Annotated in this window: 19 protein-coding genes; 2 read left to right on the forward strand and 17 right to left on the reverse strand. The window is 62.9% G+C overall.

Annotation, left to right across the window (positions count from 1 at the left end; all coding sequences use genetic code 11):
• Positions 1 to 204: 204 nt before the first annotated feature.
• The 5 genes from RTP54_RS28340 to RTP54_RS28360 form a co-directional block, all read right to left on the reverse strand.
• Positions 205 to 2,835: a TonB-dependent receptor gene (locus RTP54_RS28340; protein WP_312367220.1), complete on the reverse strand. Its 2,631-nt coding sequence runs from the start codon at positions 2,833 to 2,835 to the stop codon at positions 205 to 207.
• Between the two features lie 119 nt (positions 2,836 to 2,954).
• On the reverse strand, positions 2,955 to 3,935 hold the full coding sequence (locus RTP54_RS28345) for a FecR family protein (protein ID WP_312367222.1): 981 nt from the start codon (positions 3,933 to 3,935) through the stop codon (positions 2,955 to 2,957).
• Positions 3,936 to 4,043: 108 nt separating this feature from the next.
• Positions 4,044 to 4,553: an RNA polymerase sigma factor gene (locus RTP54_RS28350; RefSeq protein ID WP_312367224.1), complete on the reverse strand. Its 510-nt coding sequence runs from the start codon at positions 4,551 to 4,553 to the stop codon at positions 4,044 to 4,046.
• 210 nt (positions 4,554 to 4,763) lie between these two features.
• Positions 4,764 to 5,939, reverse strand: coding sequence for a YeeE/YedE family protein (locus tag RTP54_RS28355; RefSeq protein WP_312367226.1), 1,176 nt, complete (start codon positions 5,937 to 5,939; stop codon positions 4,764 to 4,766).
• Between the two features lie 109 nt (positions 5,940 to 6,048).
• On the reverse strand, positions 6,049 to 6,978 hold the full coding sequence (locus RTP54_RS28360) for a sulfurtransferase (protein ID WP_312367228.1): 930 nt from the start codon (positions 6,976 to 6,978) through the stop codon (positions 6,049 to 6,051).
• A 279-nt stretch (positions 6,979 to 7,257) separates the two neighbouring features.
• Between RTP54_RS28360 and RTP54_RS28365 the strand changes: the two genes are divergently transcribed.
• Positions 7,258 to 7,683 carry a hypothetical protein gene (locus RTP54_RS28365; RefSeq protein ID WP_112833640.1) on the forward strand — a complete coding sequence of 142 codons (426 nt, stop codon included), beginning with the start codon at positions 7,258 to 7,260 and terminating at the stop codon, positions 7,681 to 7,683.
• A 677-nt stretch (positions 7,684 to 8,360) separates the two neighbouring features.
• Complete coding sequence (locus RTP54_RS28370) at positions 8,361 to 10,679, forward strand: TonB-dependent siderophore receptor (RefSeq protein ID WP_312367229.1); 2,319 nt, start codon at positions 8,361 to 8,363, stop codon at positions 10,677 to 10,679.
• A 270-nt stretch (positions 10,680 to 10,949) separates the two neighbouring features.
• On the opposite strand, the gene RTP54_RS28375 is transcribed toward RTP54_RS28370, so the two are convergent.
• The 12 genes from RTP54_RS28375 to RTP54_RS28430 all read right to left on the reverse strand — a co-directional run bounded on the left by RTP54_RS28375 (position 10,950) and on the right by RTP54_RS28430 (position 24,803).
• Positions 10,950 to 11,516 (reverse strand): protein-tyrosine-phosphatase, encoded by a 567-nt coding sequence (locus RTP54_RS28375; protein ID WP_312367230.1) that lies wholly within the window; start codon positions 11,514 to 11,516, stop codon positions 10,950 to 10,952.
• 172 nt (positions 11,517 to 11,688) lie between these two features.
• The gene (locus tag RTP54_RS28380) at positions 11,689 to 12,576 is read right to left on the reverse strand and encodes an inositol monophosphatase (protein WP_312367232.1); all 888 of its coding nucleotides are present in this window, start codon (positions 12,574 to 12,576) and stop codon (positions 11,689 to 11,691) included.
• A gap of 171 nt (positions 12,577 to 12,747) precedes the next feature.
• Complete coding sequence (locus RTP54_RS28385; protein WP_312367234.1) at positions 12,748 to 13,875, reverse strand: ABC transporter ATP-binding protein; 1,128 nt, start codon at positions 13,873 to 13,875, stop codon at positions 12,748 to 12,750.
• Between the two features lie 31 nt (positions 13,876 to 13,906).
• Positions 13,907 to 15,136, reverse strand: a complete 1,230-nt coding sequence (locus tag RTP54_RS28390; RefSeq protein WP_112815773.1) for an ABC transporter substrate-binding protein — start codon at positions 15,134 to 15,136, stop codon at positions 13,907 to 13,909.
• A 45-nt stretch (positions 15,137 to 15,181) separates the two neighbouring features.
• Positions 15,182 to 17,017, reverse strand: coding sequence for an iron ABC transporter permease (locus RTP54_RS28395; protein WP_312367235.1), 1,836 nt, complete (start codon positions 17,015 to 17,017; stop codon positions 15,182 to 15,184).
• Positions 17,018 to 17,278: 261 nt separating this feature from the next.
• Entirely contained in the window at positions 17,279 to 18,319 is a 1,041-nt protein-coding gene (locus RTP54_RS28400; RefSeq protein WP_162703241.1) for a LacI family DNA-binding transcriptional regulator, read from the reverse strand.
• A 265-nt stretch (positions 18,320 to 18,584) separates the two neighbouring features.
• Entirely contained in the window at positions 18,585 to 19,052 is a 468-nt protein-coding gene (locus RTP54_RS28405; RefSeq protein WP_312367236.1) for a BA14K family protein, read from the reverse strand.
• Positions 19,053 to 19,298: 246 nt separating this feature from the next.
• Positions 19,299 to 20,135 (reverse strand): alpha/beta hydrolase, encoded by an 837-nt coding sequence (locus RTP54_RS28410; RefSeq protein ID WP_312367238.1) that lies wholly within the window; start codon positions 20,133 to 20,135, stop codon positions 19,299 to 19,301.
• A 166-nt stretch (positions 20,136 to 20,301) separates the two neighbouring features.
• Positions 20,302 to 21,906 (reverse strand): MFS transporter, encoded by a 1,605-nt coding sequence (locus tag RTP54_RS28415; RefSeq protein WP_312367240.1) that lies wholly within the window; start codon positions 21,904 to 21,906, stop codon positions 20,302 to 20,304.
• Complete coding sequence (locus RTP54_RS28420) at positions 21,903 to 22,346, reverse strand: DoxX family protein (RefSeq protein WP_312367242.1); 444 nt, start codon at positions 22,344 to 22,346, stop codon at positions 21,903 to 21,905. Before RTP54_RS28420 ends, RTP54_RS28415 begins: the two co-directional genes overlap by 4 nt.
• A 193-nt stretch (positions 22,347 to 22,539) precedes the next feature.
• Positions 22,540 to 24,522, reverse strand: a complete 1,983-nt coding sequence (locus RTP54_RS28425; protein WP_312367244.1) for an amidohydrolase — start codon at positions 24,520 to 24,522, stop codon at positions 22,540 to 22,542.
• A complete protein-coding gene (locus RTP54_RS28430) occupies positions 24,522 to 24,803 on the reverse strand; it encodes a XapX domain-containing protein (protein WP_112805778.1) in 282 nt (93 codons plus the stop codon). Before RTP54_RS28430 ends, RTP54_RS28425 begins: the two co-directional genes overlap by 1 nt.
• Positions 24,804 to 24,853 lie beyond the last annotated feature (50 nt).

Below are 24,853 nucleotides of genomic sequence, written 5' to 3' on the forward strand. Positions count from 1 at the left end.
CTCGGCCATCGGACGGGCGGCGCGGATACGGGCACTGACGCTCCCGCCCCAGCGCGCCGCCAGGTGCCGCAGAGAATGCCATTCCAGCGCACGCAGTTCTGTCTGATCGACGATCGACCGAGACAGACAGGCGCGCCAGCGCCGCGAAGGGTAAGGGCGCGTCGCTTGATCGCGCCACACCCCCATTTGCGTCGTTGCCAGGTTTCAGAACCGATTGGTAAGGCTGATCCGGAATGTCCGGCCGGGCGCCGGTACTGCGTTGGCGACACCGGTCGCTGCGTCCAGATAGAAGCGGTCGGTTAGGTTCTCGACGCTCACGGCCAGTTGCACCCAGTCGTTGATCTTGTGCTTGGCATAGAGGTCCACCGTGGTGAAGGGCGGCGCGAAGTTCTCGACGCTGGTGCTGCCCAGGACCTTGAGATTGAAGGCCGTGTCGGTCGCATGGGTCACGCGCATGCCGACATCCAGCGCCTCATCGAAGAAGCGGCCGCCGACAGTCAGGTTGTGCAGGTTCTTCGGCACCGCATGAATGCCGATGATATCGCCGAGCGCGCCATAGCCTCCGTCGCAGCCGACCATATCGTTGAGTTCCGGCGCGTGCGGCGAGCCGCAGATCTCGGCCTTGAGATAATGGGTCAGCCCGTATTCGGCATAAAACTGGTTCGCGTCATAGCGCAGCGATAGCTCAAGCCCGCGATGCGTCAGGCTCGGCATGTTGGCATAGCCGGGGATGAAGCCGTTGCCGGTGATATAGTCGGTATAGCGGTTGTCGAAGTAGCCGAGCTTGCCGCCCAGGAAATCGCCGTCGCGAAAGACGTCGTTGCCGGAATAGCTCGCTCCGAATTCGATGCCGCGCTTGCGTTCCGGGCGGATGGCGGAACCGTCGGGGTTGGCACCGAACAACCCGATCTCGCGCATCGACGGCGCACGCCAGCCTTCGCTGTAACCCACGTAGCCGGCGGCGCCCTCAAAGGGCAGATCGAACGCGGCGCGCACATGTCCGGTGGTGGCCGAGTAGCGGGCATCATCGACACCGCTGTCGTTGGCAGGCAGCGGATCCGGCAGGTTGCGGCTGAAATGCGCGCGATCGTTGCGCACGCCACCCTCGAGCCGCAGCCAGGACGTCACGTCCACAGCAAGGGTCGAGAACGTGGAAAGCCTGTCCATCCGCCCCTCGGCGAATTGCCAGTCGCCGCCGAACGCGCTGTCAGGCAGGCCGCGCTCTCCCTTCAGATCCTCTCTTGCGCCGTAGATGCCGATATCGAGCTGGGCCTCGTGGTCCGCGATGCTGAACAGGCTGGTGTTTGCAACCGATATGCCGGTGTTTGACGTTTCGCGTGACAGGCCGGTCAAGAACCGGTGCTCTTCGAGCTTGCCGCGCCAGAGCTTGGTGCGCAGGTCGATCAGGCCGCCTTCCTGCGGGTTCCAGCGATGCTCCAGGCCGACATTGTTCTGCTCCGTCGTTGCCGGGTGGTAATAGGGATCGAATCCGCCGGCCATGTTGCCGGCGCTGCGGATATTGCCGTTCCAGATGTCCATCCGGCTGAACACCAGTGACAATTCGTGACCGTCCTCCAGTTCAGCCCTGGTCTTGAAGAGGGTGTTGTCGCTTTTGTTGTAGGTGCCAAAAATCTCCGCGCCGGGCTCGTAGGCGGTGATCGGCACCGCCGGCATCTCGGGGAAACCCGGCGGCATCAGGTACTTGCGCATCAGGGTGCCATTGCTGCCGGCACTATAATTTCCGGATTCGCGGTGCGAATAGCCGAAGACAAAGGACAAGATGTCGTTTGCGCGCCAACCGGCGGCAACGCTGGTGGAATAGTCATGATCCGGGATGCCCTTGCGCACAGCCGGATCGAAGGGAAACAACGCGGGCCTGGGGCAATGCGCCGGCTGCAGCGATGGCGCCTGCGTGCAGCTGTCGTAGCGGCTTCCGTCGTCGGCGTTGCTGCCGACGCCGACCTGCGTGCGCACACCCCAGTTCTTGTCGCCGAAGATCAGTTCGTCGGCCTCGACCGTGCGCATCTCGATGGTGCCGCTGATGGCATCGCCGCCCTTGCGCGAGGTGGCCTTGTCCACCGTGTAGCCACTGATGAAGTCGGGATCGATGTAGAAGTTCTGCGCGTTGCCCGAGTAGCCCTTGTAGGTATGCGAGGAATTCTCGACGCCATCGACGATCAGGGCGATGCGGCCTGATCCCTGCGTGCCGCGGATCATCGGCTCGATGGCCGGTGATGACCGGTTGTTGCTGGCGAGAACCCCCGGCACGCCTTTCAGGATGTCTCCGGGGCTGGTGACCGGCACGCGCTCGAGCATCTCGGCGTCAACGACATAGTACTCGGCAGGCGTCGTGTACGTCTGTTCGCCGGAGATGCCCCTGCCCGTGACGACAATGGGATCGAGTACCGTCGAGCCATCGTCTATGCCTGAGCTGGTGTGCCCCGGCAGCGTTGCATCGATCACCGCGACGTCGGCGCTGACGAACCGAAAGCTGATGCCGGTGCCGCTCAGGAAACGCCGGAGCGCTTCGGCAGCCGTCATGCGGCCGGCAACGGCACGCGCCGTGACATCGCCCGCAACCGCACCGGAGACCTGCGAGACCTGGACGCCCGATTGGCGGTTGAAGGCGAGAAGCGCGCGGCTCAACGGTTGTTCGGGAATGTCGAAGGTCTTGATCTGGCCCTGCTGTGCGGCCGCCGATGGCGCCGGCTCAGCTTGCGCTGCGGCGCGCGGGACGGCCAACGCCAGGACCATGGCGGTCGAGGCCAGGAAGAGCGCAACGCGCGCTCTTTCGTGCCTGGTTGCGATCTTGCGATGAACTGTCTTGAACGCCATTGTGTCCGTCGTCTCCCCATTTCTGGCGCCTCAGCCCGGCACCTTCAAATGTGGAACACTTGGCACGTCGATTTTTTTCGCGACGAACGCGAAAAGTTGAATTTTTACAGAAAGATTTTTCAGAACCCGGTCACGACCCGCATGTAGGGCGATATCTTCCTGACCTTTCCGCCATGCGGCGCTACCAGCGCCAGCAATGCCTTGTCGGGATCCGCGAGCGTGAAAATGCCGGTCACGCGCCTGTCTGCGAAGCCTTGATCCGGGGCAACGATCCAGGATGGGTGGTAACGGCCAATCTGCTCGATGACCGACCCGATCGTCGCGTCCGAAACGATCAGGCGCTGACTGCGCCACGCCCCGATGGCATCCGGTGCGATCGCTTCCCTGCGGGTTTCGCCGGTCCGCCTGTCGACGGAGACCAGGTCACCGGGTGCAAGCGTTTCGTCGATCGCATGGCCGGCCACAGCGCCCCTGGCTTCGATCTCCCCACGCTCCACGCCAACTTGCGTCCCCTCCTCGCTCACCCTGACATTGAAGGCCGTGCCGAGCACGCGAACGTCGAGATCGCGAGATACCACGTGGAATGGCCGGGATGCGTCATGGACAATGTCCAGGTAGATTTCGCCAGCCAGCAATCGCACGGTTCGCGATCCGGCCGTAAACTCCGACGCGAAGGCACTCTCAGGCCCAAGTTCGATCCGGCTGCCATCCTCAAGGATGACCTCCCGGGTCTCGGCGGTCCGCGTTCGGTAGTCCGCACTCCATTGCAGCAGCAGCGCGGGCCCGGCGATATAGGCAAGACAGACGGCAGCAGCGATCCCGGCGACAGCGCCGCTGATCCAACGCCGTTGCGGGCGCGCATGCGGGACGGTGGGCACGGAAACGTTTTGTGATTGAAGGTGACCTTGGGCCTCCCCCATGGCCGCCCACATCGCGCAGGCTCTGTCCCAGACTTCGGCATGCGCCGGCGAGCGCGCGAGCCAGCGCTCGAACTCGTCGCGCAAGCCGGGAGCGTCCGGCGTATCGTTCAACCGGATCAACCACTCGAACGCTTCGTCCTTGAGGTGGGCAGCGCCGTCCTCTGCTGTGCTTGCTGTCATAGGCCGATGGTTCCAGACCTCAATTTTCGGGCGATGGCCGCCTGCTTTTCGCTGAACTCCCGAACCAGGCGGTTTGGCGAGGCCTCCGTGTCCGGCATCATGGGCACTCTATCCGTCGAAATCCAGCCGATCCCACAGGCACTCCATCGCTTCCTTCAGCAGCCGATGGGCCGTTGCGACGGAAATGCCGAGCTGCGAGGCCGTCTGCTGGAGCGTGAGCCCTTCGAAACGATAGAGCTCGACCACGGCGCGCGTTCTCGGCGGTAGTTCCTCGATGGCGCGCGCCGCAAGCCGGGCGCGCTCGAGGATCAGCACTTGGGCTTCCGGCGTGCCCGTCCGCTGGTATCGCGCCCACCACGGATAATCTTCCGGGTGCCCGGCCCGCCGCACGCCAAGATGCCGATGACGATTGCGCACCAGGTTCTTGACGACCGTATAGAGAAAGACCTTGGTGATCTTGTAGTCGCGGTCATTGCGCGCCAGGCAGATGGTGAACGCTTCCTGCACCATGTCCTCGGCAACGTCACGCAGGCCCGTCAGCTTGGTCGCATAGTCGACAAGGGATCGTCGCTGGTCCGCATACAGAGTAAGCCAGTCGTCATAGTGTTCATGGTTCATTTTCGGTCAGTCGATGCGACGAGACGGCGGCGCAGGATGGAATTGCGGTCAACTGCGATGCGCCGGGAACCGACATCGGCATGGAAGCGCTTCGCCCCGCATCGCGCCACGCTTGATAGTTTCAATACATGAGAATTGCAATCATATTTTTGTGGGCGGCCGAGGCAAATTGCTAAGCGCTATGAAGGTGTTACGAGACCCCTTGGCCCGTCAGCGCCCGCGCCACGCCGCAAACCGGCGCATGCCGGCAAGGCCGATGACGGCGCCAATCGTGCAGAAGGCGAGGAAAACCCAACCGGATAGCGCCCCGGCATGAATGCCCGACAAAAGCACGCCGACAGTGCAGCCAAGGCCGGTCATCGCGCCCCATCCCATCAGGAGGCCACCGAGAAAACGTGCCAGCAGACCCGCAGGGGCCGGCCATGAGGGACGGAAGCGCCCGGCCGCCAGCGCGGCGGCGAAACTCGAGCACACCAGTGCGAGAACGAACACGCCGTTGGGCGACAGGATGGCCGTCTTCACCAGGCTGATGCAGCCCCGAACCGTATCGAGGCCGACGAGGCTCTGCGGCGCGAGCCCAAAGGGTGCGGCCGCGGTGCGAACGAGGCTGCCGAGTTCGGCAGTGACGCCGAGCGGCGCAACGCGCAGATAGGCAAAGGCGCTGATCGCAGCGACAATCAGGCCGGTAACGACCGGCGGCCAGCGCCGCACCAGCAGGGCGTCGATGGGCGAGACGACCAGCACATCGGCTTTGGCCGGCGGCGCTCCATGGCGCAGGACCGCCACCGCGATCACAGCGAGGGCCGCAAGCGCGAGCACACTCGCAGCCGCGTAGCCGAACTCGCCCGGCAGCCAGATCGCCGGATCGTCGAAGACGGTCAGGACGTAGAGCTTTTCCCAGGTGGAAAATGCGATCAGGAAACCGAGGCCTGCGCCCGCGAGAGCGGCGAGCGAACCGAAGGCGCCTTCGCCGAGCCGATAGAAATGCGCCGAAAGGCAAGATCCGGAGAGCGCCATGCCCACCCCGAACACCAGGGCTGCAATGGCAAGCACAATGCCGACGGGCCCCACATGCGCTGACGGCGGCAACCGGCCGGGCTGCGGCACCGGCACCCAGGCACCCAGCACGGCCTGATAGAGGACGATGCCGGCGGCAAGCGCGACCAGAATGGCGATCACACCCGACGCGTCGCGCCTGTCGACGAAATCGCGCAGGTTGCACAGGAAGCAGAACCGCCCGCGTTGCAGGACGATGCCGAATGCAGTGCCTGCCAGAAGCGAAAATGACAGCGTCCTTCCTGCGGCATCCGTCGCCAGCCAGACACTCCAGAAAACCAGGACAAGGAGGATGATGGCGGCAACGAGACGCGGCACGAAGAGGGACATGGCGATCCTGCGACTGAAAACGACGATGCGGGCGGACCTTGGTGGCGGCCGCCCGGCCGTGCCTGTCGCCGACGCGGACAACAACAACCGCGTCGGCTGAAGGCTGCGACTACTTGCCGGTCCAGACCGTTCCGGCAATGTTGTTGACGGGAACGCCGACCGCGTTTCCGTATTCGGTCCAGGAACCGTCATAGTTGCGCACGTCGTAGCCAAGGATCTTCTTCAGCGCGAACCAGGTGTGGCTCGACCGCTCACCGATGCGGCAATAGGTGATGACCGGCTTCGAGCCGTCGACGCCCTTTTCCGCATAGATCGCCTTGATGTCGTCGGCCGATTTGAAGGTGCCATCCTCGTTGACGATCTTGCCCCACGGTACGTTCACCGCGCCGGGGATATGGCCGGCCCGGACAGAAAGTTCCTTGACGCCCTCGGGGGCAAAGATCTTGCCGGCATATTCGTCGGCGGAGCGGATATCGACGAGCTTGATGTCATGCTTTCCCTCTGCAACCGCAACGACGTCGACGAACCGCGCCCGCACCGAGTTGTCGCGGTCGGCAAGGGCAAGGGTCGAATCGGCATGATCCGGCAAGGTCGTGTCGAGCGGCAGCCCCTTGGCTTCCCAAAGCTTGCGTCCGCCGTCGAGAAGCTTCACCTGGTTGCCGAGACCATAGACCTCGAACACCCACGCGCCCCAGGCGGCAAACCAATTGTTGTTGTCGCCGTAAAGAACAATCGTCGTGTCCTTGTCGACACCGGCATCGCGAAGCAGTTTTTCGAAAGCCTCGCGGCTGGCAACGTCGCGCTTCTGCGGATCGACGAGATCCGTATGCCAATTGAGATGCGCAGCGCCCGGAATGTGACCGCGCTCGTAGACGCCGGTGTCGACGCTAACCTCGAAGACCCGAACTTTCGGGTTTGCCAGATTTTCCTGCAGCCATGTCGCGTCGACGAGTGCGTCAGACGCCTGGACCGAGCCGGCAAACAGCGTTGTAGAAACGACAATGGCCGAAAGGGCCTTGATGCCCGAAATAGCAGTCATGAAATTCTCCCCTGGATGCTCTGATCACGGATCAGAACATCGCCTGTGGTGGTCGGAGATTGAAGAAAATAAATTCCATAAATTTAATGTACATTAAATCAACATTCTAGGTTGTGCTCAGTGCGGCGACACACGGGAAGACACTCCTATACGAATGGGCTTACTCGAAAGCCGAAGCGACCGATGTGTTCTTCGACCGCAGGCCCGAGCGAGCCCTGTCCCGTCTATGTCAACTGGACGATACGCGATCCAAGCAGGGCACCGGCGGGAAAACACATCTTGTCACTCGACACCGTGGTGCCGTCGAAGCTGCGATCAGGCCAAAAATGGGATGACGTGAAGGAAGCCTTCGGCGAGACGATGTTGAGCGAAGTGCGCAAGCACGTCACCAACCTCGACGACGGCAACATAATCAACTCCGTCGTCCACACGCCGGAAGATCTGTTTCGCGACAACCGCTCCTTTGTGAATGGCAGCCCGACCGGCGGCGAGCGCACCCTGGCGCGATGGGGCGCCTTTCGGCCCTTCCCGGGTTACTCGCAGTACAAATCCCCGATCCGCGGGCTCTATATGACAGGCCCCCATTGCCACCCCGGCAACGGCATTTCCGCCATGGGTACGATCACCGCCGACGTCATACTGAGGGACCCCGGCGTTTTACATCGGGCTTTCGGCAGGTCGGTCGGGCCAGCGGCGACAGCCTGATGCCCATGAGCGTCGACCCCTGGTTCCATGGGCGCCCGGGCGGCCGGCTTGCACCCGCAGCCGGTCTATAAACACAGTTGCCCAGCCCGCATTTCGACGGCTCGGAGTTGATTTCCGGGTGTTCTGCCGCGCGATCCGTCCGCCACCCCCGTCGGTTGTGGACAAGGGATCGGTTTACCGTAAAGCGGCAATGTTTCTGCAGGAAGTCTATGGACGTCAAATCGAATTCGGCTATAGGTGCGAAGAGTTTACTAAAAAAATCAAGTTTTATGTCATTGGTATCGTTATAGTTTCGAGGCGGCGATTTTCATGTCAACCAGATGCGCGATTGTTTCGGCAGACCGAGCGACCCGTCATCGCCGCCCCCGTTCCACGCAACGCAAGCGGCGAACAGAGACAGCACTTGCAGCGTTTTCGGGACACATCGCATTGCCGCTCAGCCGAAGCGAGCTGCTGCGAACCAGGCCGGTCTGTCGGTAGACATGACTGCGCATGAAGGCGACGTCCGCCGCTCCATTGCGAAGCGGACCATGGCGAAATCGAACCCATAGCCTTCGACGAGACACGTCAATTCGACTGGCAAACAACCGTCGGCTTGCAACGCAAGCGAGGGCATCGGCCCTGCACGCGCGGCCGCAGAAGAGTTTTACGTTAACAGGGAATTTAGGGGTTAGAGTATGTCGAGGGGTAAGTTCAACTTCGTTTCGCGCGGACGGCGCAACGCCGCTCTTGCCGGTGTTTCGCTGCTGGCAATATCTGCGGTGCCGGCGCTTGCTCAGGAAGCACGCCGGACGGATCGGGTAAAGGCCGCGGTCCAGAGCGAGACTGCGTCCAGTGCGAACGGGACGACGAAGCTGGACGCCATCGTGGTCGTCGGCAAGACTGGCGGCCAGCCGCCCGAAACCGGCACGATCGGTCAGCCTTCGGCTCCCTATGCCGGTGGCCAGGTGGCGACCGGCGCGCAGCTCGGAGCGCTCGGCAACCGCCCGGTCAAGGAAACGCCATTCAGCATCACGGGCTACACCGAGAAGCTGATCCGCGATCAGCAGGCCCGGTCCATTGCCGATATCACCATCAACGACCCCTCCGTGCGCCAGGACGCGCCGACCTTCAGCGAACGCGATTCCTTCTTCATCCGCGGCTTCTCGGTGACCAATCTGGACACCGCCTATGACGGGCTTTTCTACATCGTCAATCCGCGGCGCAGCCCGCTTGAAGGAATCGAGCGGGTCGAAATCCTCAAAGGTCCGACCGCCCTGGTGAATGGTGGCCTCGGCCGTGTCGGGGGCACCATCAATCTTGTGCCCAAGCGCGCGACCGACGAGCCGCTGACGCGGCTCACGACCACGTATCTCTCGGATTCACAGCTGTGGTCCCATCTCGATGTCGGCCGCCGCTTCGGGCCGGAAGGCGAATGGGGCGTGCGTTTTAACGGCTCCTATCGCGGCGGCGACACGGCGCTTGATCACAACGAGAACGAGATTGGTGTGCTTTCGCTCGGCCTCGACTATCGTGGCGACCGGGTTCGCGCATCGCTCGACCTCAACCATTCCAAGCAGAACCTCAACGCGCCAACCTCGTTGTTCAATGCGGCGGCAACGGGGATCGAGATTCCGAAGGCACCTGACGGCCGGATCAACACCTCCAATCCGTTCGAATACCACGACAGCGAGCACAATATGGCCGCCGGCCGTATCGAGTTCGACGTACTTGACAACACCACGATCTACGCTGCCGGCGGCGTCAGCCAGTACCGCGAAGACTTCCTGAGCTCGTCCTATACATTTGGCGATATAAGGCTTGTGAGCCCGAAGCCCGGTGATGCGCAGGTAGATTTCGGCTACAATCCGCAGGAAATCCAGGGTTTTTCGGGTGAGGTCGGCATCCGTTCGGCCTTCGAAACGGGGGCAATCGGTCACCAGCTCAACGTGTCCGTGAGCAGGACGCACAACGCGAACAACCGCGGTCGCTTCAATCCACGGGCCTTGAGTTTCCCGAGCTACCCGACCAACATCTACAACCCGACCTACCTGCCTGATGGTTCCGTGAGCACGGCCGGACTCCCGCGCTCGAACGACCTGCACCCATTTGCAGATCTGCTGACCACCAGCCTTGCGATCTCCGACACGCTTTCGTTCGCCGAAGACCGCTTCCAGCTGACGGTTGGCGGGCGCTACCAGCATATACGCTCGCAAGCCTTCAACACGCGCCCGGGATTTCCATTGGCGCCGGTTGGCGAACGGAACTATTTCTTTAAGGATTCCCGGTTCAGCCCTGCCGTTGCAGCCGTCGTAAACGTGACCGACAGTCTGTCGGTCTATGCCAACTACGTGGAGGCCCTGACAGAGGGCCTGACAGCCCCGTCTGTCGCTGAAAACAGCGGCCAGATCTTCCCCGCCGTCGTCAACAAGCAGAAGGAAATCGGCGTCAAGTACGATCTTGGAGACGTGATGCTGAGCGCAGCGCTGTTCGAGATCCGGCAGCCAAGCGGTTTTACGAGTGTTGTACCGGGCGTTGCGAAACCCGTCTTCGCGGTGGACGGCCTCCAGGTGAACCGTGGTCTCGAGCTGTCTGCCTACGGTGAACCGGTCGACGGCGTTCGGCTGCTCGGCGGCATTACCTTCATGGACGCGGAACTGGCGAAGACGCAAGGCGGCTTGCTCGACGGCAATAGCGTCCCCGGCGTTCCGAAGACGGCGATCAGCCTTTACGGCGAATACGATACGCCCTGGGTCGAGGACCTCACCCTCACGGGTCGCATCGTCTACACCGGCAGCACCTACTACGACCAGAAGAACACGCAGAAGGTGCAGGACTGGACGCGGGTCGATCTCGGCGCGCGCTATTCCTTCGCACGCGAAAACGGCAAGCCAGTGGAAATCCGGGCGACCGTTCAGAACGTGTTCAACGAGAACTACTGGGCTTCGTCTGCCCGCGGCTTCCTTGCCGCCGGTGCACCACGCACCTTCATGATCTCCAGCTCGTTCGATTTCTGAGCGGCCTGATCAACACTTTCGACATTGCGCAAATCGGGAACGATTTGCGCAATGTCCCAGGCAGAAACGGTCATCACCCGCGTATCAGATCCGATGCGCGGGTGATGTGTTATCCGGATGTCGGGGCCGCTTTTCGCGGGCGTCGGGGCGAACACTCGGCCGGACGATGCGCGCGATGTTCGAGTGCTAGCCGTTTCCCGATGCGCCACGAGCACGCAAGGCGCCTTATGCGGCGATCCTGGGCGCGGCCGCTCGGCAGAAACCTTGCCGTCAGCGCGCCGCCTCTGCCATCTCCACCTCAGCGCGCCGGCCGATGCCGGTCATGAAGTCGACATAGTGCGGTCTCTCGGCGATCTGCCGGCCGTAGTGGCGGCGGAGCGCTGCGACGAGACTGCCACGCCGGTCAAGCTGTTCGTCGGCAAGCCGGACCATCAGCGAACTCGGCCACGCCTGCGGGCGGATTTCCGACAGCCTAGCGAACAGGTCGTCAGCCGCCTGCTCAGGGCTGGCGGCCGCCATCAGGGTCAGCATGGCGGCTGTCGATCGCGAGATCCCCTTGTGGCAGTGCACCAGGAGATGTTCGCCGCCTGCATCTGCCAAACCGGCGCCGAACCGGATGATCGCTTCGATATGCTCGGGCTGCGGCATGAGCTTGCCCGGCTCGGGGTCGATGATGTCGTGAAAGTGCAGGGTGGTTCTGCTGTGGGCGGGATAGCTGTCGAACGCGCCGACGCCGGGATGCTGCGGGTCAAGGATGGACAGCACGTGCGTGACGTCTCGATCCTTCTGTGCGGGAAGTTCTTCAATTCCACAAATGGTCAAAGCAGAAAGTGTCATCGTTGCCACAATTGTCCTTTGGTATCTGGAGCTGCGATAGGGCGATCACGCCCGGGTGAAATCCTGCCGGACGAAGCGTCTGCATGCAGGTGTCGGTTTGGCGCAGGGCGCGCGACGCACAGACCGCCAACCGGGCAGGCAAGCAGCCGACATCGGTATGGCCGGGGGCGTCTCATCGCCGCCTGCTTTTCAGCCCGCCGAGTTCGGTCGGCGACACGGGGCGGTTGTCTGCCGACGCATCGAAGAGTGCGCTCTGCAACAGATGCCAGCTGTCTTCGTCCGGCGCGCACAGAATGCCGCCGCTATGGGTCGCGGCGTTGTAGGGCGAGCCGTCCAGCCGCGCGGCAAAGCCGCCGGCCTCGCGGTGGATCAGCCAGCCGGCGGCATGGTCCCACGGCATGATCTTGCCCTGGAGCAGGAAATGATAGTGCCCGGCTGCGATCATCCGGTACTCATGCGCCCCGCAGCGATAGCTCGGGGCCGCCCGGACCTTGGCAAGGTTGCTCAAGAGCGTCGTCTTCGTCGTGCCGATCAGCTGGTGCCAGGCGACACAACCGACCATATCGTGCAGGGGTGCGGCTTGCGCCACATGCAGGTCGTTGCGCCGGCCATCGGGCATTTCGATCCAGGCCCCCTCGCCGCGCAGGGCGATGGCGACGTCGTCGCCGACCGGGTCGAGAATGAAACCGGCGACCACCTCGCCCTTGACGGCGATCGCGACGATGACGCCGAAGAGCGGCAGCCCGGCCGAGAAATTCTTGGTGCCGTCGATCGGGTCGACGATGAAGGCGAACTCGGCTTCGCAAATGCGCTCAAGCAGCGCCGGATTGGCAGCACTTGCCTCCTCGCCGATGACGGTCGCGCCCGGAAAACGCGCCCGCAGCTTCTCGCTGATGGCCCTTTCGGCGGCCTCGTCGGCATCCGTGACGATATCGTGGATCGACGATTTGAACCGGACAGCGCCTGGTGACAGATTGCGCCAGCTCGGCAGGATCTCCGTTCGCGCAACCTCGCGCATGATGTGCACGACGGAAAGAGCGTCGCCGGTGGAAAAAATCATAGCCATGTTCCCGTTGTTGGGCAGAGGTCGCAGGAGTGCCTGCGGCCTGAATGGACTGCCCAGCGGCAGAACCGTTGTGTTAGGGCCAGTGGAAGCCTGGCCTTCAGCGTGCGACGGACATGACGGAGATCATGTCCCTTGACGCCTGATTTGGACTTCGTCCGCCGCCGGCTAGGGAATGACGCCGTAGCTGCGCAGCGCCACCGTCTTGCGCCTTGCGCACAGGCGCTGATCCCTGTCGAAGACCAGGATGTGCTCCGGATTGAAGGAGATCCAGACCTCCCTTTGCCCGAGATCCTGCGCGAATTTCGGGATCAGGGCGGTGATGGGGTGGCCATGCACCATCAAGGAAATGATCGTCTGCGAGCCCATCGGCTGCACGATGTCGACGACAGCCGCAACGGCCCCCGCAGCCGGCCTTGTGTGGATTTCGACATGCTCAGGTCTGATGGCAAAGGTCACCGGACCATCGACGTCGACGCCCTCGTCGAGCGGCATGCTGAAGTCGGCAAACATCGCCCGCGGCCCGCGCGCGTCGCCACCGACGTGACCGGGAAGGATGTTGATCTTCGGGTCGCCGATAAACTCGGCGACGAACAGGTTGGCCGGTTCGTGATACAATTGGTGCGGCGTGCCCTGCTGCGCGATCTTGCCGTCCTTCATCACCACGATCACGTCCGACATGGTCAACGCTTCGACCTGATCGTGGGTGACATAGATCGTCGTCGCATCCAGCTCCGCATGCAGCCTCTTCAGCTCCTTGCGCATTTCGGTGCGCAGCTTGGCGTCGAGGTTCGACAGCGGCTCGTCCATCAACAGGATCGAATTGCGGGCGGCAATCAATCGTGCGACCGCCACGCGCTGCTGCTGCCCGCCCGAGAGTTCGGACGGATAGCGATCTTCCAGGCCCTTCAGCTGCACTTTCGAGAGCGCATCCTCGAGCCTGCTGTTGACCTCGGTTGCGGGCATGCGCGCCTCGGTGAGCGCCAGGGTGATGTTGCGCGCCACCTTCATGTTGGGCCACAGGGCATAGCTCTGAAAGATGAAGCCCAGGCCGCGCTTTTCCGGCGGCACGAAGATGCCGTCTTCACTGGAATAGACGCACCGCCCGCCGAGCGACAGTCGGCCGGCAGAAGCCTGCTCCAGCCCGGCGATAATGCGCAACGTTGTGGTCTTGCCGCAACCCGAGGGACCCAGCAATGTCACGAAACTGCCTTTCGCGACGTCCAGGTCGAGCCCTGGGATCGCCAGGTGACCTCCGTAGGTCTTGGTAACAGACCTCAGCTCAATCTCGTTCATCGAGGATCCCCCAGGGTTGGGCCGCTTCATCTTAGTTTGCGCGCGAAAGCCAGAAGTCGTTCAGCTTGGCGACATTGTCGCGAACGAACTCCGGGGATGCCTGCCATTTCGTAGCCGTCGGCCAGCGCTCGCCATTCGGCGGCATCGGCACGTCGTTGCGCGGCGAGAAGGTTCCGATCCGGAAGAACGGACCCATGCCCTGGAGCAGCTTGCCGGCGTCCCCTTCGCGGAACGGCGCCTTCAACTGCGCGTCCTTGTTGAGATCCTTCGATCCCATCATGAAGGCGATGAAGAGCTTGGCGGCGTTCGGATGCGGCGCCTGGCCGCCCACGGCGACGAAGTTGGGGTAGGTGACGATGCCGGACGGGACGAGGTCGTAGGCCGGGACGTTGACGTAGCCGTCGGTGTCGTTGCGGGTCAGATAGGCCATCGGCGCGAGCGTGATCGGCGGTGTCTTCTGACCGGCCTTGCCCGAAGCCTCGGCGAGCTTGCCGCTGTTCGACTGGATCACGACATCGTTGGCGAGCACCCGGTGCAGAAACTCGTAGCCCGCATTCTCGACGCCTTCGGACAGCTCGATCTTCTTGCCGGCATAGGCCTCATAGGCCTTGTCCAGCTCGTCGGAGCGCTCGATGAAGGCGGCCAGCGCCGTCGTCGTCGTGGCCGAGCCGATCGGCGCCTTCATGATGAAGCGCCCCTTCCACTTCGGCTCCGTCAGCTCCCAGATGTTCTTTATAGGCGGGGTGGCGTTCACCTCGCCGTTGTAGGTGATGGCGAAGGCCTCGATGTTCTGCGTCAGAAGCGGCTCGCGAAACTTCTCGTCGATGCGATCCTTCAGGTAACCCGGCACGTAATTGACGATGTTGTTGTTCGGCAGCAGGTCGTACACCATCTGCTGGGTGCCGCCGGAATAGACCACGTCGACGGCAAAGATGCCGGCCTGATGCTCGCTCAGCACCTTCTCGATGGTCTTTTCGGAGCCGAGCGGAAACACCTGCACCTTGATCTCGGGATAGGCCTTGGCGAAATCCTCGCCGGCGGCCGTCATCGTCGTCGCGGAGGAATAGACGGTCAGCGCGCCCTCCTTCTTCGCAGCGGCAACGATCTCGTCCCAGTTTTCCTCGCCCTGGTGAGCACCGAGCTTCGATGCTTTCAGCCAGGCCTCGAACTCCGGCGAACTCTGGGCCAGGGCACTGGTGGCCGTGGCCGAAGCCAGGCCGATGCCCAGCAAGAGTGTCAGGTGTTTTGCTTTCAAACGCATGCCAAGTCTCCCAATTTGGCGTTCAGTCTCTGTAATCGCTTGAGCTCAGATCACGTCGATCTTGGCTTTTCGTGCGATGGCACGGGCGATGAAGTTGATCGAGATGACGAGGACGACGAGCAAGGTCGAGGCGACGCCGACCAGCTGTTCCAGCCCTCCGATCTGATAGTTGTAGATTGCACCCGCCAAAACGTTCGTCGACGGCGTGACCAGTAGGATGATCAGCGACAGTTCCCGCATGACGCTGACGAAGGCGAGCAGCATGCCGGAGAGCAATCCGCTGGCGATGATCGGAACGACGATGCGGGTCATGCGCTTGACCCAGCCGATGCCCTGCACCTGCGCCGCCTCCTCCAGCGATTTGTCGAGCTGGAGCAGGGTCGAGATGCTGGTCCGGGTAATGATCGGCAGCATCTTCACCGTGCAGATCAGAACCAGCAGGGTGAACGTGCCATAGAGCGCCGGCAGCGGGCCGATGGGCCGTGCGAACAGGCCGATATAGATCGCACCGAAGGCGAGTGCCGGAAAGATGTAGGGCATGAAGGCGATCGTCTCGAGCGCTCGCGAGCCGAACGATCCCCGGGTGCGAACGACGACGTAGCTGATCAGTGCCCCGAAGAACCCTGCGCCAAGTGCTGCGAAGAACGACAGACGCAGGCTGTTCCAGGTCGACGCGATGATATCGGCGTTGTCGACGAGCGAGGGCTGGTTGATGGCCATGCCTTCGGAGTTGCCGCCGATCCAGTAGTAGAGCGTCAGGTTGGTGAGGTCATAGTTGCCGACCTGCTTGATCAGCGACTGCAGGACGAGCAGCCCGAGCGGGAAGACGACGGAAACCAGGAGCAGAAGACCGATCAGGGTGAGCGCCGGCCAACGCCACAGGCCAAGCGGCGTGGTGCGCGTGCGGAACCCCTTGCCGGTCAGGGTCACGAAGCTTTTGCGCACCCCGATCAGCCGCTGGTTGACGTAGATGAACAGACCCGCGAGCAGCACGAGAACGAGGGCGAGCAGGAAGCCGTCGCCGATATTGCGCATGCCGATGGCCGCATAGATCTGCGTCGGCAGGACGTAAAAGCGCACGGGCATGCCGAGCACCGCCGGCGTGCCGAATGAACCAACGACGCGAATGAAGGTCATCACCACGGCCGAGCCGATCGCCGGCAGCAGCAACGGCACGGTGATCATCAGCAATTGCTTGCGCCGCGACAGGCCGGCCATGGCGCCAGCCTCCTCAAGCTGGCTGTCGACATTGGCGATCGACGTCGACACGGTGAGGTAGGCGTAGACGTAGTAGTGGAGCGAAAGGCAGATGACGATCGGGACGGCGCCATAGGCAAGCCAGTCCGGCGGCTGGACGCCCGTCAAATAGGCAAAGACGCCCGGCGAGCCGCCGATGCGCTCGTTCTTGAAAAAGATGAGCCATCCGAGTGCCATCACCCAGGACGGCAGCATGTACGGGATCATCACCAGCGTATGCAGGGTCTTGCGGAACGGGATGTCGGTGCGCACCACCAGCCACGCAAGGGTGCCGCCAAGAGCCAGGCAAACAGCCGTAGCCGCAAACGCGGTGATCAGCGAATTCAGGAAGGGCTTGAAGAAAAGCGCCATGGACAACGGGCTGTTGAACACGCGCTCATAGTGGAAGAGCGTGAAGTCGCCGACTTTGGCGCCCGGCAGGTAAATGCGGTCGTATTGCTGGACCGTGAACGTCTCCCGCAGCAGCTCCGCGAGCGGAACGACGATCAGCGCGAGCAGGGCGAGCATCAGCGCAAGGCCGAGCCATTTCTCTACGGAAACCCTGGAAAACCAAAAGCGTAGCGCGATGAGGCCGGACATCACCCGGCCGCTGTCGCCCCGCACCATTGCTTGCTGGTCGAGCATGCTCCCCTCCAAATATGCAGTGCCGCGGCAGCCGCGTATCCCCCTTGGCCGCCTCGGCACGAAGAATGTACGCGATTGCAAAAACTGTCAACGATCAGGATCGAAGAACACGAACAGTCGTGCGATTTACCGTATTTTGCGGAACTTTTGAGAATTTAATTCCAAGAAATTGGGTTATGTGCGTGATATTTTGCGTATTTTTTGACGCAGCAATGTACGCGGTTGCAAAACTGCGTAAGCGATCCGGCGCAAAAGGTCGGATCAGTCCCGCTCGGAAACCGTTCTGGCGGTTCGCCGCTCGATCAGCTCCACCGGAATGGAGCAGTGAAGCGGAACGCCGGCTGCATCCTCGCGCTCTATAGCCTCGAGGATGGCGGCGGCGATCGCATTCTGCTTTCGCCTGATGGTCGTCAGCTGGTAGGCCTCCCAGCTCGCTTGGGGGATATCATCGAAGCCGATCACGCTGACGTCATGGGGAACGGATTTGGAAAGGACGCGGGCGGCGTCCAGCATCCCGAGCGCCAGCAGATCCGTGACGCAGAACACGCCATCGACGCCGCCGTTTCCAAGCAGCTCGAATCCGGCACGCTTGCCGGCGTCATAGCTGGGCTCTTCCATCGACCAGGCGATCGTCTTGATTCCCGCTTTCTGCATCTGGGCAATGAACTCCGTCCGGCGACGAAACTGGCTCGACGTCTTGCGGGCGCTGACGACGGCGACCTGCGTGCAGCCGGCGGCGATCAGCCTGTCGGCGGCCAGCCGCGCGCCCTCGGCGTCGTCGCTGACGATATTGTCCACATCGTCGTGGTGGCTGCGGTCGACCAGCACCATGCGGACATTGTTGCTCATGCACTCCTCGATGATGGCCTCCGGGGGTGTCCCCGACAGGATCACCACCGCCCGAACCCGGAATTCCAGAATGAGTTCGAGTAGCTGGGAGATATCCTGCGATATCGCCGAAGCGTTGAGCAACAACGATTGCATGCCACGCCGCAGAAGCGCGCCGCTGAGCTGGTCCAACTGATGGGACATATGGGGGCTGCTCATGTTGGCAACCACGATGCCAACCAGATTGGAGTTGCCGCCGCTCAGCGATTGCGCCAGCCGGTTGACCCGGTATCCGAGCGCCTCGGCCGCACGCACGACGCGCTCGCGCGTCTCTTTCGAGACGCTGGCCCCATCGGTAAACGTGCGCGATACCGCCGCGCGCGACACGCCTGCCAGGTCAGCCACATCCTGTGCGGTGACGAAAGCTTGAGAGGGCTCCTTGCGGCTGCGAGGGCCTGGCGGCTTCGTTTTCATCGGGACTTCCCTGGACAGACAATGCAACACCCTTAGGGATTCTGAATGGGCAATGTCAATCTGGCCGCCCCGGCAGCCCTCTGGCGGCAACCCGCCGGCACATAAGAGATCCCGGCAACGCCAAAGTCGGCCCGCGCCCGCTCACATTCACGCTTGCGACTGCGGCGCGTGCCATGCGCGCGTCGAAAAATGACCCGTCCTCCCGCACCGCCCTCCCCGGAGCTCGGGCCCGGGCAAGGACGCGCGAACGATCACCTGCGCCCGTTCAATAATAGGGCGAGACGCATGCCTGCCGCGGGCCGTAATAGGGCTGGAACGAATTGTCTCCAGCCCTGTAGGAGCGGTAGCGCGCGTAGCACCAGCGCACATGCGCGTTACCGCCATAATAGACCTGACGATAGGCACGCGGCGCATAGTAGCGCGGGCGGTAGTAGGTGGGACCGTAATAATCCGGCTCGTAGTAACTGGGACCGTAATAGCGGGGTTGTGCCAAAAGCCCGCCGATCACGGCGCCGGCCGCAAGGCCACCGAGTGCCCAGGCCCAATCATCGCCGCCACCGTGATGGTGCCCGTGGTAGTAGCCGCCGCCATAGCCGCCATAATGCCTGTAATCAACCAGCTGGGCTTGTGGCGCCTCAATCAGAGGCGCGGAACTTGGCGGAAACGCCATGGCTGACGGACAGCCTGTCAGCGCAGCCGCCAGAGAAAGAGCAACAATTGCACATCTTTTCATTGGCTTCACCTTCCCTCTGCAGCGCCACACGTCGATATCGGCGCGCAAAGGACACTGCAGCCCTTTAAGTCGCGCGATAATTCTACCCCAAAACCGGGCTCGCGTTGAGAGATTATGCATCGGCGGGAAAGGGCGTGGTCTCACCGGGGCCTTTCTGGCGATCGTTCACGACAGGGTCCCCGCCCGTGCGCGCGGTGGCGCATCGGTGGATGCGGCGGTGTCCGCCGCATCCATGCCAGGTCGGCGTCAGCCCCTGATGAAGGCGAGCAGGTCGTTGTTGAGCACGTCGGCATTGATCGTCAGCATGCCATGGCCGAAGCCTGGATAGGTCTTCAGCGTGCCGTTTTTCAGCAGCTTGATCGATTTCAGCGCCGCATCGGCGATCGGAACGATCTGGTCGTCGTCACCATGCAGCACCAGCGTCGGCACGCTGATAGCCTTCAGGTCCCCCGTCTGGTCGGTTTCGGAAAAGGCCTTGATACCCTCGTAATGGGCCTTGGCGCTGCCCATCATGCCCTGCCGCCACCAATTCTGTATCACGCCCTCCAGCGCCGTCGCGCCGTCGCGGTTGAAGCCGTAGAACGGACCGGCGGGAACGTCACGGAAGAACTGCGCCCTGTTGGCAGCGAGTGCTGCGCGAAATCCGTCGAAGACCTCGATCGGCAGGCCCTCGGGGTTCGCCGCCGTCTTCAGCATCAGCGGCGGCACCGCCGAGACCAGAACGGCCTTGGCAACGCGGCCCGAAGGCTCGCCGTGTTTGGCAACATACCGGGCGACCTCGCCGCCACCGGTCGAATGGCCGATATGGACGGCATTCTTCAGATCGAGCGCCTCGACGACTGCAAAGGCATCGGCGGCGTAATGATCCATATCGTGGCCATCCGAGACCTGCGACGAACGTCCATGGCCACGGCGGTCGTGCGCCACCACCCGGTATCCCTTGGACAGGAAGAACAGCATTTGCCCGTCCCAATCGTCGGCGCTGAGCGGCCAGCCGTGATGGAACATGATCGGCTGGGCGTCCTTCGGCCCCCAATCCTTGTAGAAGATTTCGACGCCGTCTGCGGTGGTCACGAAGCCCATGGCTTCCTCCTTTGATTGTCTGGATGATGATTGGTTGGCTGGCACTGCGTCTGTCTATGCAGGGATATTGGACCGAGAAAAGAATGTCTTCAATTGCAACAATAGTGTCGACTGAATTGCGAATTCTGCAATGAATGGAAGGCGGCACATGGCCGCCTCCAATGGGTCACGCCGGCACTTTACCCGGCCGATTGATCGACAGGAAGTGCCTGACGACAGGCTTCTCTGCGCCGGAATGATAGGCAAGCGCCTTGCCCTGGAGATCGGCGTCGGCCTGCGACACACGCTTGTGCTGCCTCAGATGTTCCGCCCAGGATTCGACCATGAACCACTCGACCATCTTCTCCGGGTCGGCCGAATCCTCGGTCACGCCCCAGCCGTAGGCACCGTCGCGGCGGCGCTCCTGCGACAGTTCATCGAGCGCATGCAGGAATTCGGCGCGGTGCTGTTTTTCGACCTGGTACTCGATCAGGATCAGCACCGGACCGCGATCATGCGGGACAGGTTCGGCGACGAGCGGCTCCGGCCAATGGTTCGACGGCACGAGATCGGCATCGCCGGCCGGCAGTTTGACCCGGTGCATGACCAGCCCGGCGACGAACAGGCCGGCAGCGCCGATCAGCAGGGTGCCCGAGACGCCGGCGACCTCGCCGATGGCGCCCCAGCCGAGACTGCCGGCCGTCATCGCGCCGTTGAAGACGGTGAGATAGACGGCAAGACCGCGCCCCCGCACCCAGTTCGGCAGGATCGCCTGGGCGGCGCCATTGAGGGTCGTCAGAGCGGTGATCCAGGCCGCGCCGAGAAAGAGCAGGATGACGACCGCCAGCCATTGCGGCGGGGCCAGCGACAATGCCGCCATCACTACTGCCGTCACCAGCGCGGAGCCGAGCAGCAGGCCGTCGGCGCCGAATTGCTGGCGCAGCCGCGGCATGACGAGCGCACCGGCGATCGCACCGGCACCGACCGAGCCGAGCAGGATACCGTAGAAACTGGCGTCGCCACCGAGCAGCTGGCGCGCCACCAGCGGCAGCAGCGCCCAGACGGCGCTGGCGAAGGCGAAGAAGATCGCCGCGCGTAGCTGCACCACATGCAACGGCCGGCTGGCGCGAGTATAGCGCAGCCCCGCCCGGAAAGCCCCGAAGAACCCTTCCGAAAGCGCATCGTCCGCATTTTTCGCGCGCGGCCACCAGACCAGCGCCGCAATGACCAGGATGTAGCTCGCGACGTCGGCGCCATAGGTGACGGCAGCGCCGAAGGCGGCAAGCAGCAACCCGCCTGCAGCCGGACCGATGGAGCGGGCGATGTTGATGCCGAGCGAATTGAGGGCAACCGCGCTCTTCACGTCCTCGCGCGGCACGAGTTCTGGAACGATCGCCTGCCAGGTCGGGCCCATCAGCGCCGCGCCGATGCCGCCAAGGAACGTCAGCGCGATCAGCGCGCTGACCGACAGCAGGCCCATATGCGACAATGTCATCAGGGTGATGCTGACTGAGGCCAGCAGAAGCTGGATGGCGATGAGGAATTTTCGCCGGTCGAGGATATCGGAGAGAACGCCGGCCGGAATTGCCAGCAGGAAGATCGGCAAGGTACCGGCCGCCTGCACCATGGCGACGGCGGCGGGGGCTGCCGAAAGGTCGGTCATCAGCCAGGAGCTGGCGACGTCGCGCATGAAGCTGCCAGTGTTTCCAAGCACCGTTGCCGTCCACAGGACTGCAAAAACGGGTTGGCGGAGCGGAGCGAAGCTGCCGCCTGAGGATTTCGAGGTGCTCATTTGCGCGCTCCCTTGGTGATATCGAGTGTCGCTACGAGGACGAACGCGCCGGCAAGGCCAAGGTGCTCGAAAAAGGCATTGGCCGCCATCGTCCGCTCCATGCCCGGCGCAAGCTCCCAGAAGCGCAGGGCGATGAAGGTCGCGAGAAGAGTGAAGACGGCGAGCGCCAGCGCACCCAGCCAACGCAGGAAACCGGAGAGAACCATGGCCGAGGCAGTGAGCTCGAACACAATGACGGCAACTGCGAACGGGCCTGCCGGATAAAGACCAAAATGCTCCATCTCGGCAATGGCGCCGTTGAAATCGAAGATCTTGGTGAGCGGCCCCTGGATATAGGCCGCGCAAAGGGCGAGAAGCGCTGTCGTCCGCGTGACGGGTGACCGGGTTAGCCGGCCGAGAAGCCCGCCGGGACCGGGGATGGGAAGATAACGATCGGTCATGTCTGCTCCTGCGATCTTCGCCGCTCGGCAGGAGCGGCGGTGCGTTCGTCTGATGGAGATCATGTTGCCCGGGGCCATCGCCGCGAACAATTGCAGTAATAGTTTCGATTTAATTGCGAATTTCGCAACAGTAACGCTGACAGGACGGGCAGCGATCCGCTGCCCGGCCCAAGCTTGATGAAGGTGCCGCGCCTCAAACCGCCCAGCAGGAGCAGCCGAGCGCGCCGAAGAAGCCCTTGAGATCGGCGATCGGCAGTTTCGACGTCCAGGCACCGGCATGGTCGTGGCCATGCACACCGCAGTCGCTGGCGCAGCCGCAAGTGGAGATGGCTGTTCGACGGAGGGAGCGCTTGCCCGCCCCTTCCGGTTCGCCCCAGGCGGCGTATCCGCCGTAGGCCCTGACGGGCGACCACTCAGGCATGGCCGGCGGCACGTCATTCTCGTCGAGCGCCTTGAAGATACCGGCACCGTAGACGATCTTGCCGCCCACCATGGTGAGCTCGGCGGTCAGGAAGGAGATCTCGTCCTCGGCGCAGGAGAAGAAGTCCTTGTCCGGTACGACGAGATCGGCGAACTGCCCCTCCTCGATCCGGCCCTTCTTGCCTTCCTCGTTGGAAAACCACGTCACTTTTTCTGTCCACATGCGCAGCGCCGTCTCGCGGTCGAGGCAATTGGCGCGGGGATAGAGCTGCATGCCGCCGACGGTCTTGCCGGTGACCATCCAGGACAGCGAGACCCAAGGGTTGTAGGAGGCGACGCGCGTCGCATCCGTGCCGGCCGAGACGTTGACGCCCTTTTCGAGCATGCGCTTGATCGGCGGCGTCGCCTCGGCAACGCCGTGACCGTAGCGCTCGACGAAGTACTCGCCCTGATAGGCCATGCGGTGCTGGGTGGCGATACCGCCGCCCAGCGCGGCGATGCGGTCGATCGAGCGCTCCGAGATGGTTTCGGCATGGTCGAAGAACCAGTTCAGCCCTTCGAGCGGAATATCCTTGTTGACCTTCTCGAAGACGTCGAGCGCGCGGGTGATGGTTTCGTCATAGGTGGCGTGCAGCCGCCAGGGCCAGCGGTTTTCGGCGAGCACCCGGACGACCCCCTCCAATTCGCCCTCCATTTCCGGCCCCATCTCCGGCCGGGGTTGGCGAAAATCCTCGAAGTCCGCAGCGGAGAATACCAGCATCTCGCCGGCACCGTTGTGGCGGAAGTAGTCGTTGCCCTGCTTGTACTTGACCGACTGCGTCCAGTTGAGGAAATCCTGCTTTTCCTCCTTCGGCTTCTGGGTGAAGAGATTGTAGGCGAGGCGAACGGTCAGTTGGTCTTCGTCGGAGAGCTTCTGGATGACGGCATAGTCGTCGGGATAGTTCTGGAAGCCGCCGCCGGCGTCGATGACGCCGGTGATGCCCAGCCGGTTGAGCTCGCGCATGAAATGGCGGGTGGAATTGACCTGGTAGTCGAAAGGCAGCTTCGGGCCCTTGGCAAGCGTCGAATAGAGGATGCCCGCATTGGGCTTGGCGAGCAGCATGCCGGTCGGATTGCCGTTGGCGTCGCGGGTGATTTCGCCGCCCGGCGGGTTCGGCGTGTCCCTGGTGTAGCCGACGGCGCGAAGGGCTGCGCCGTTCAAGAGCGCGCGGTCGTAGAGGTGCAGGAGGAACACCGGCGTATCGGGCGCTACCGCGTTGATCTCCTCGATGGTCGGCAGGCGCTTTTCGGCGAACTGGTGCTCGGTGAAACCACCGACGACCCGCACCCATTGCGGTGCGGGCGTGATCGCCACCTGGCGCTTCAGCATGTCCATCGCGTCGGCGAGGCTGCGAACACCGTCCCAGCGCAGCTCCATGTTGTAGTTCAGCCCGCCCCGCACCACGTGGGTATGGTTGTCGATCAACCCCGGCATCACGCGCTTGCCTTTCAGATCGATGATTTTGGTCCTCGGCCCCGCCAGCGCCATGACCTCACGATCGCTGCCGACCTTCAGGAACAGGCCGTCCTTGATGGCGATCGCGGTGGCGTTCGGATTGGCGCTGTCGAGCGTGGTGATCAATCCGCTATGAAGAATGGTATCGGCGTGCATGGAATCGGCTCCGGGCTTGCTGGGGTCGGCGGCGTTCACGGGTGAAAACAGGCTGGGAAAGGCAAGGCTCGTCGCCGCACCCAGAAAGGTTCGACGCGTCGTCATCAGCTTTTGTCCTCCTGCGAATGCTTGACAGCTGCGGCGACATTCGCGCCGCCTTTCGGCAGATGACCGAACATATGCGGCTTGACCTGGTGAAGCCAGGACAGAGCAGCCGGCTCGCGCGCCCAGACGCTCTTTGCCAAGGGCACGAGTTGCTCGCCGACCAGAATTCCGAGCAGGCCGATGAGTGCGACGACAGGGGGCGCGGGCGAGCGCACGTTCAGGAGGCTGTAGATCACCCCCACCAGCAGGCCGGCACCGAGAGACAGAAGATAGACTTTCATGGGGTAACCTCGCGTGGTGATGAACAGATCGGCCCGGCGGAGACAGCCTG

It is taken from the genome of Ensifer sp. (genome assembly GCF_031989085.1).
In the GTDB taxonomy this organism is placed as follows: domain Bacteria; phylum Pseudomonadota; class Alphaproteobacteria; order Rhizobiales; family Rhizobiaceae; genus Ensifer.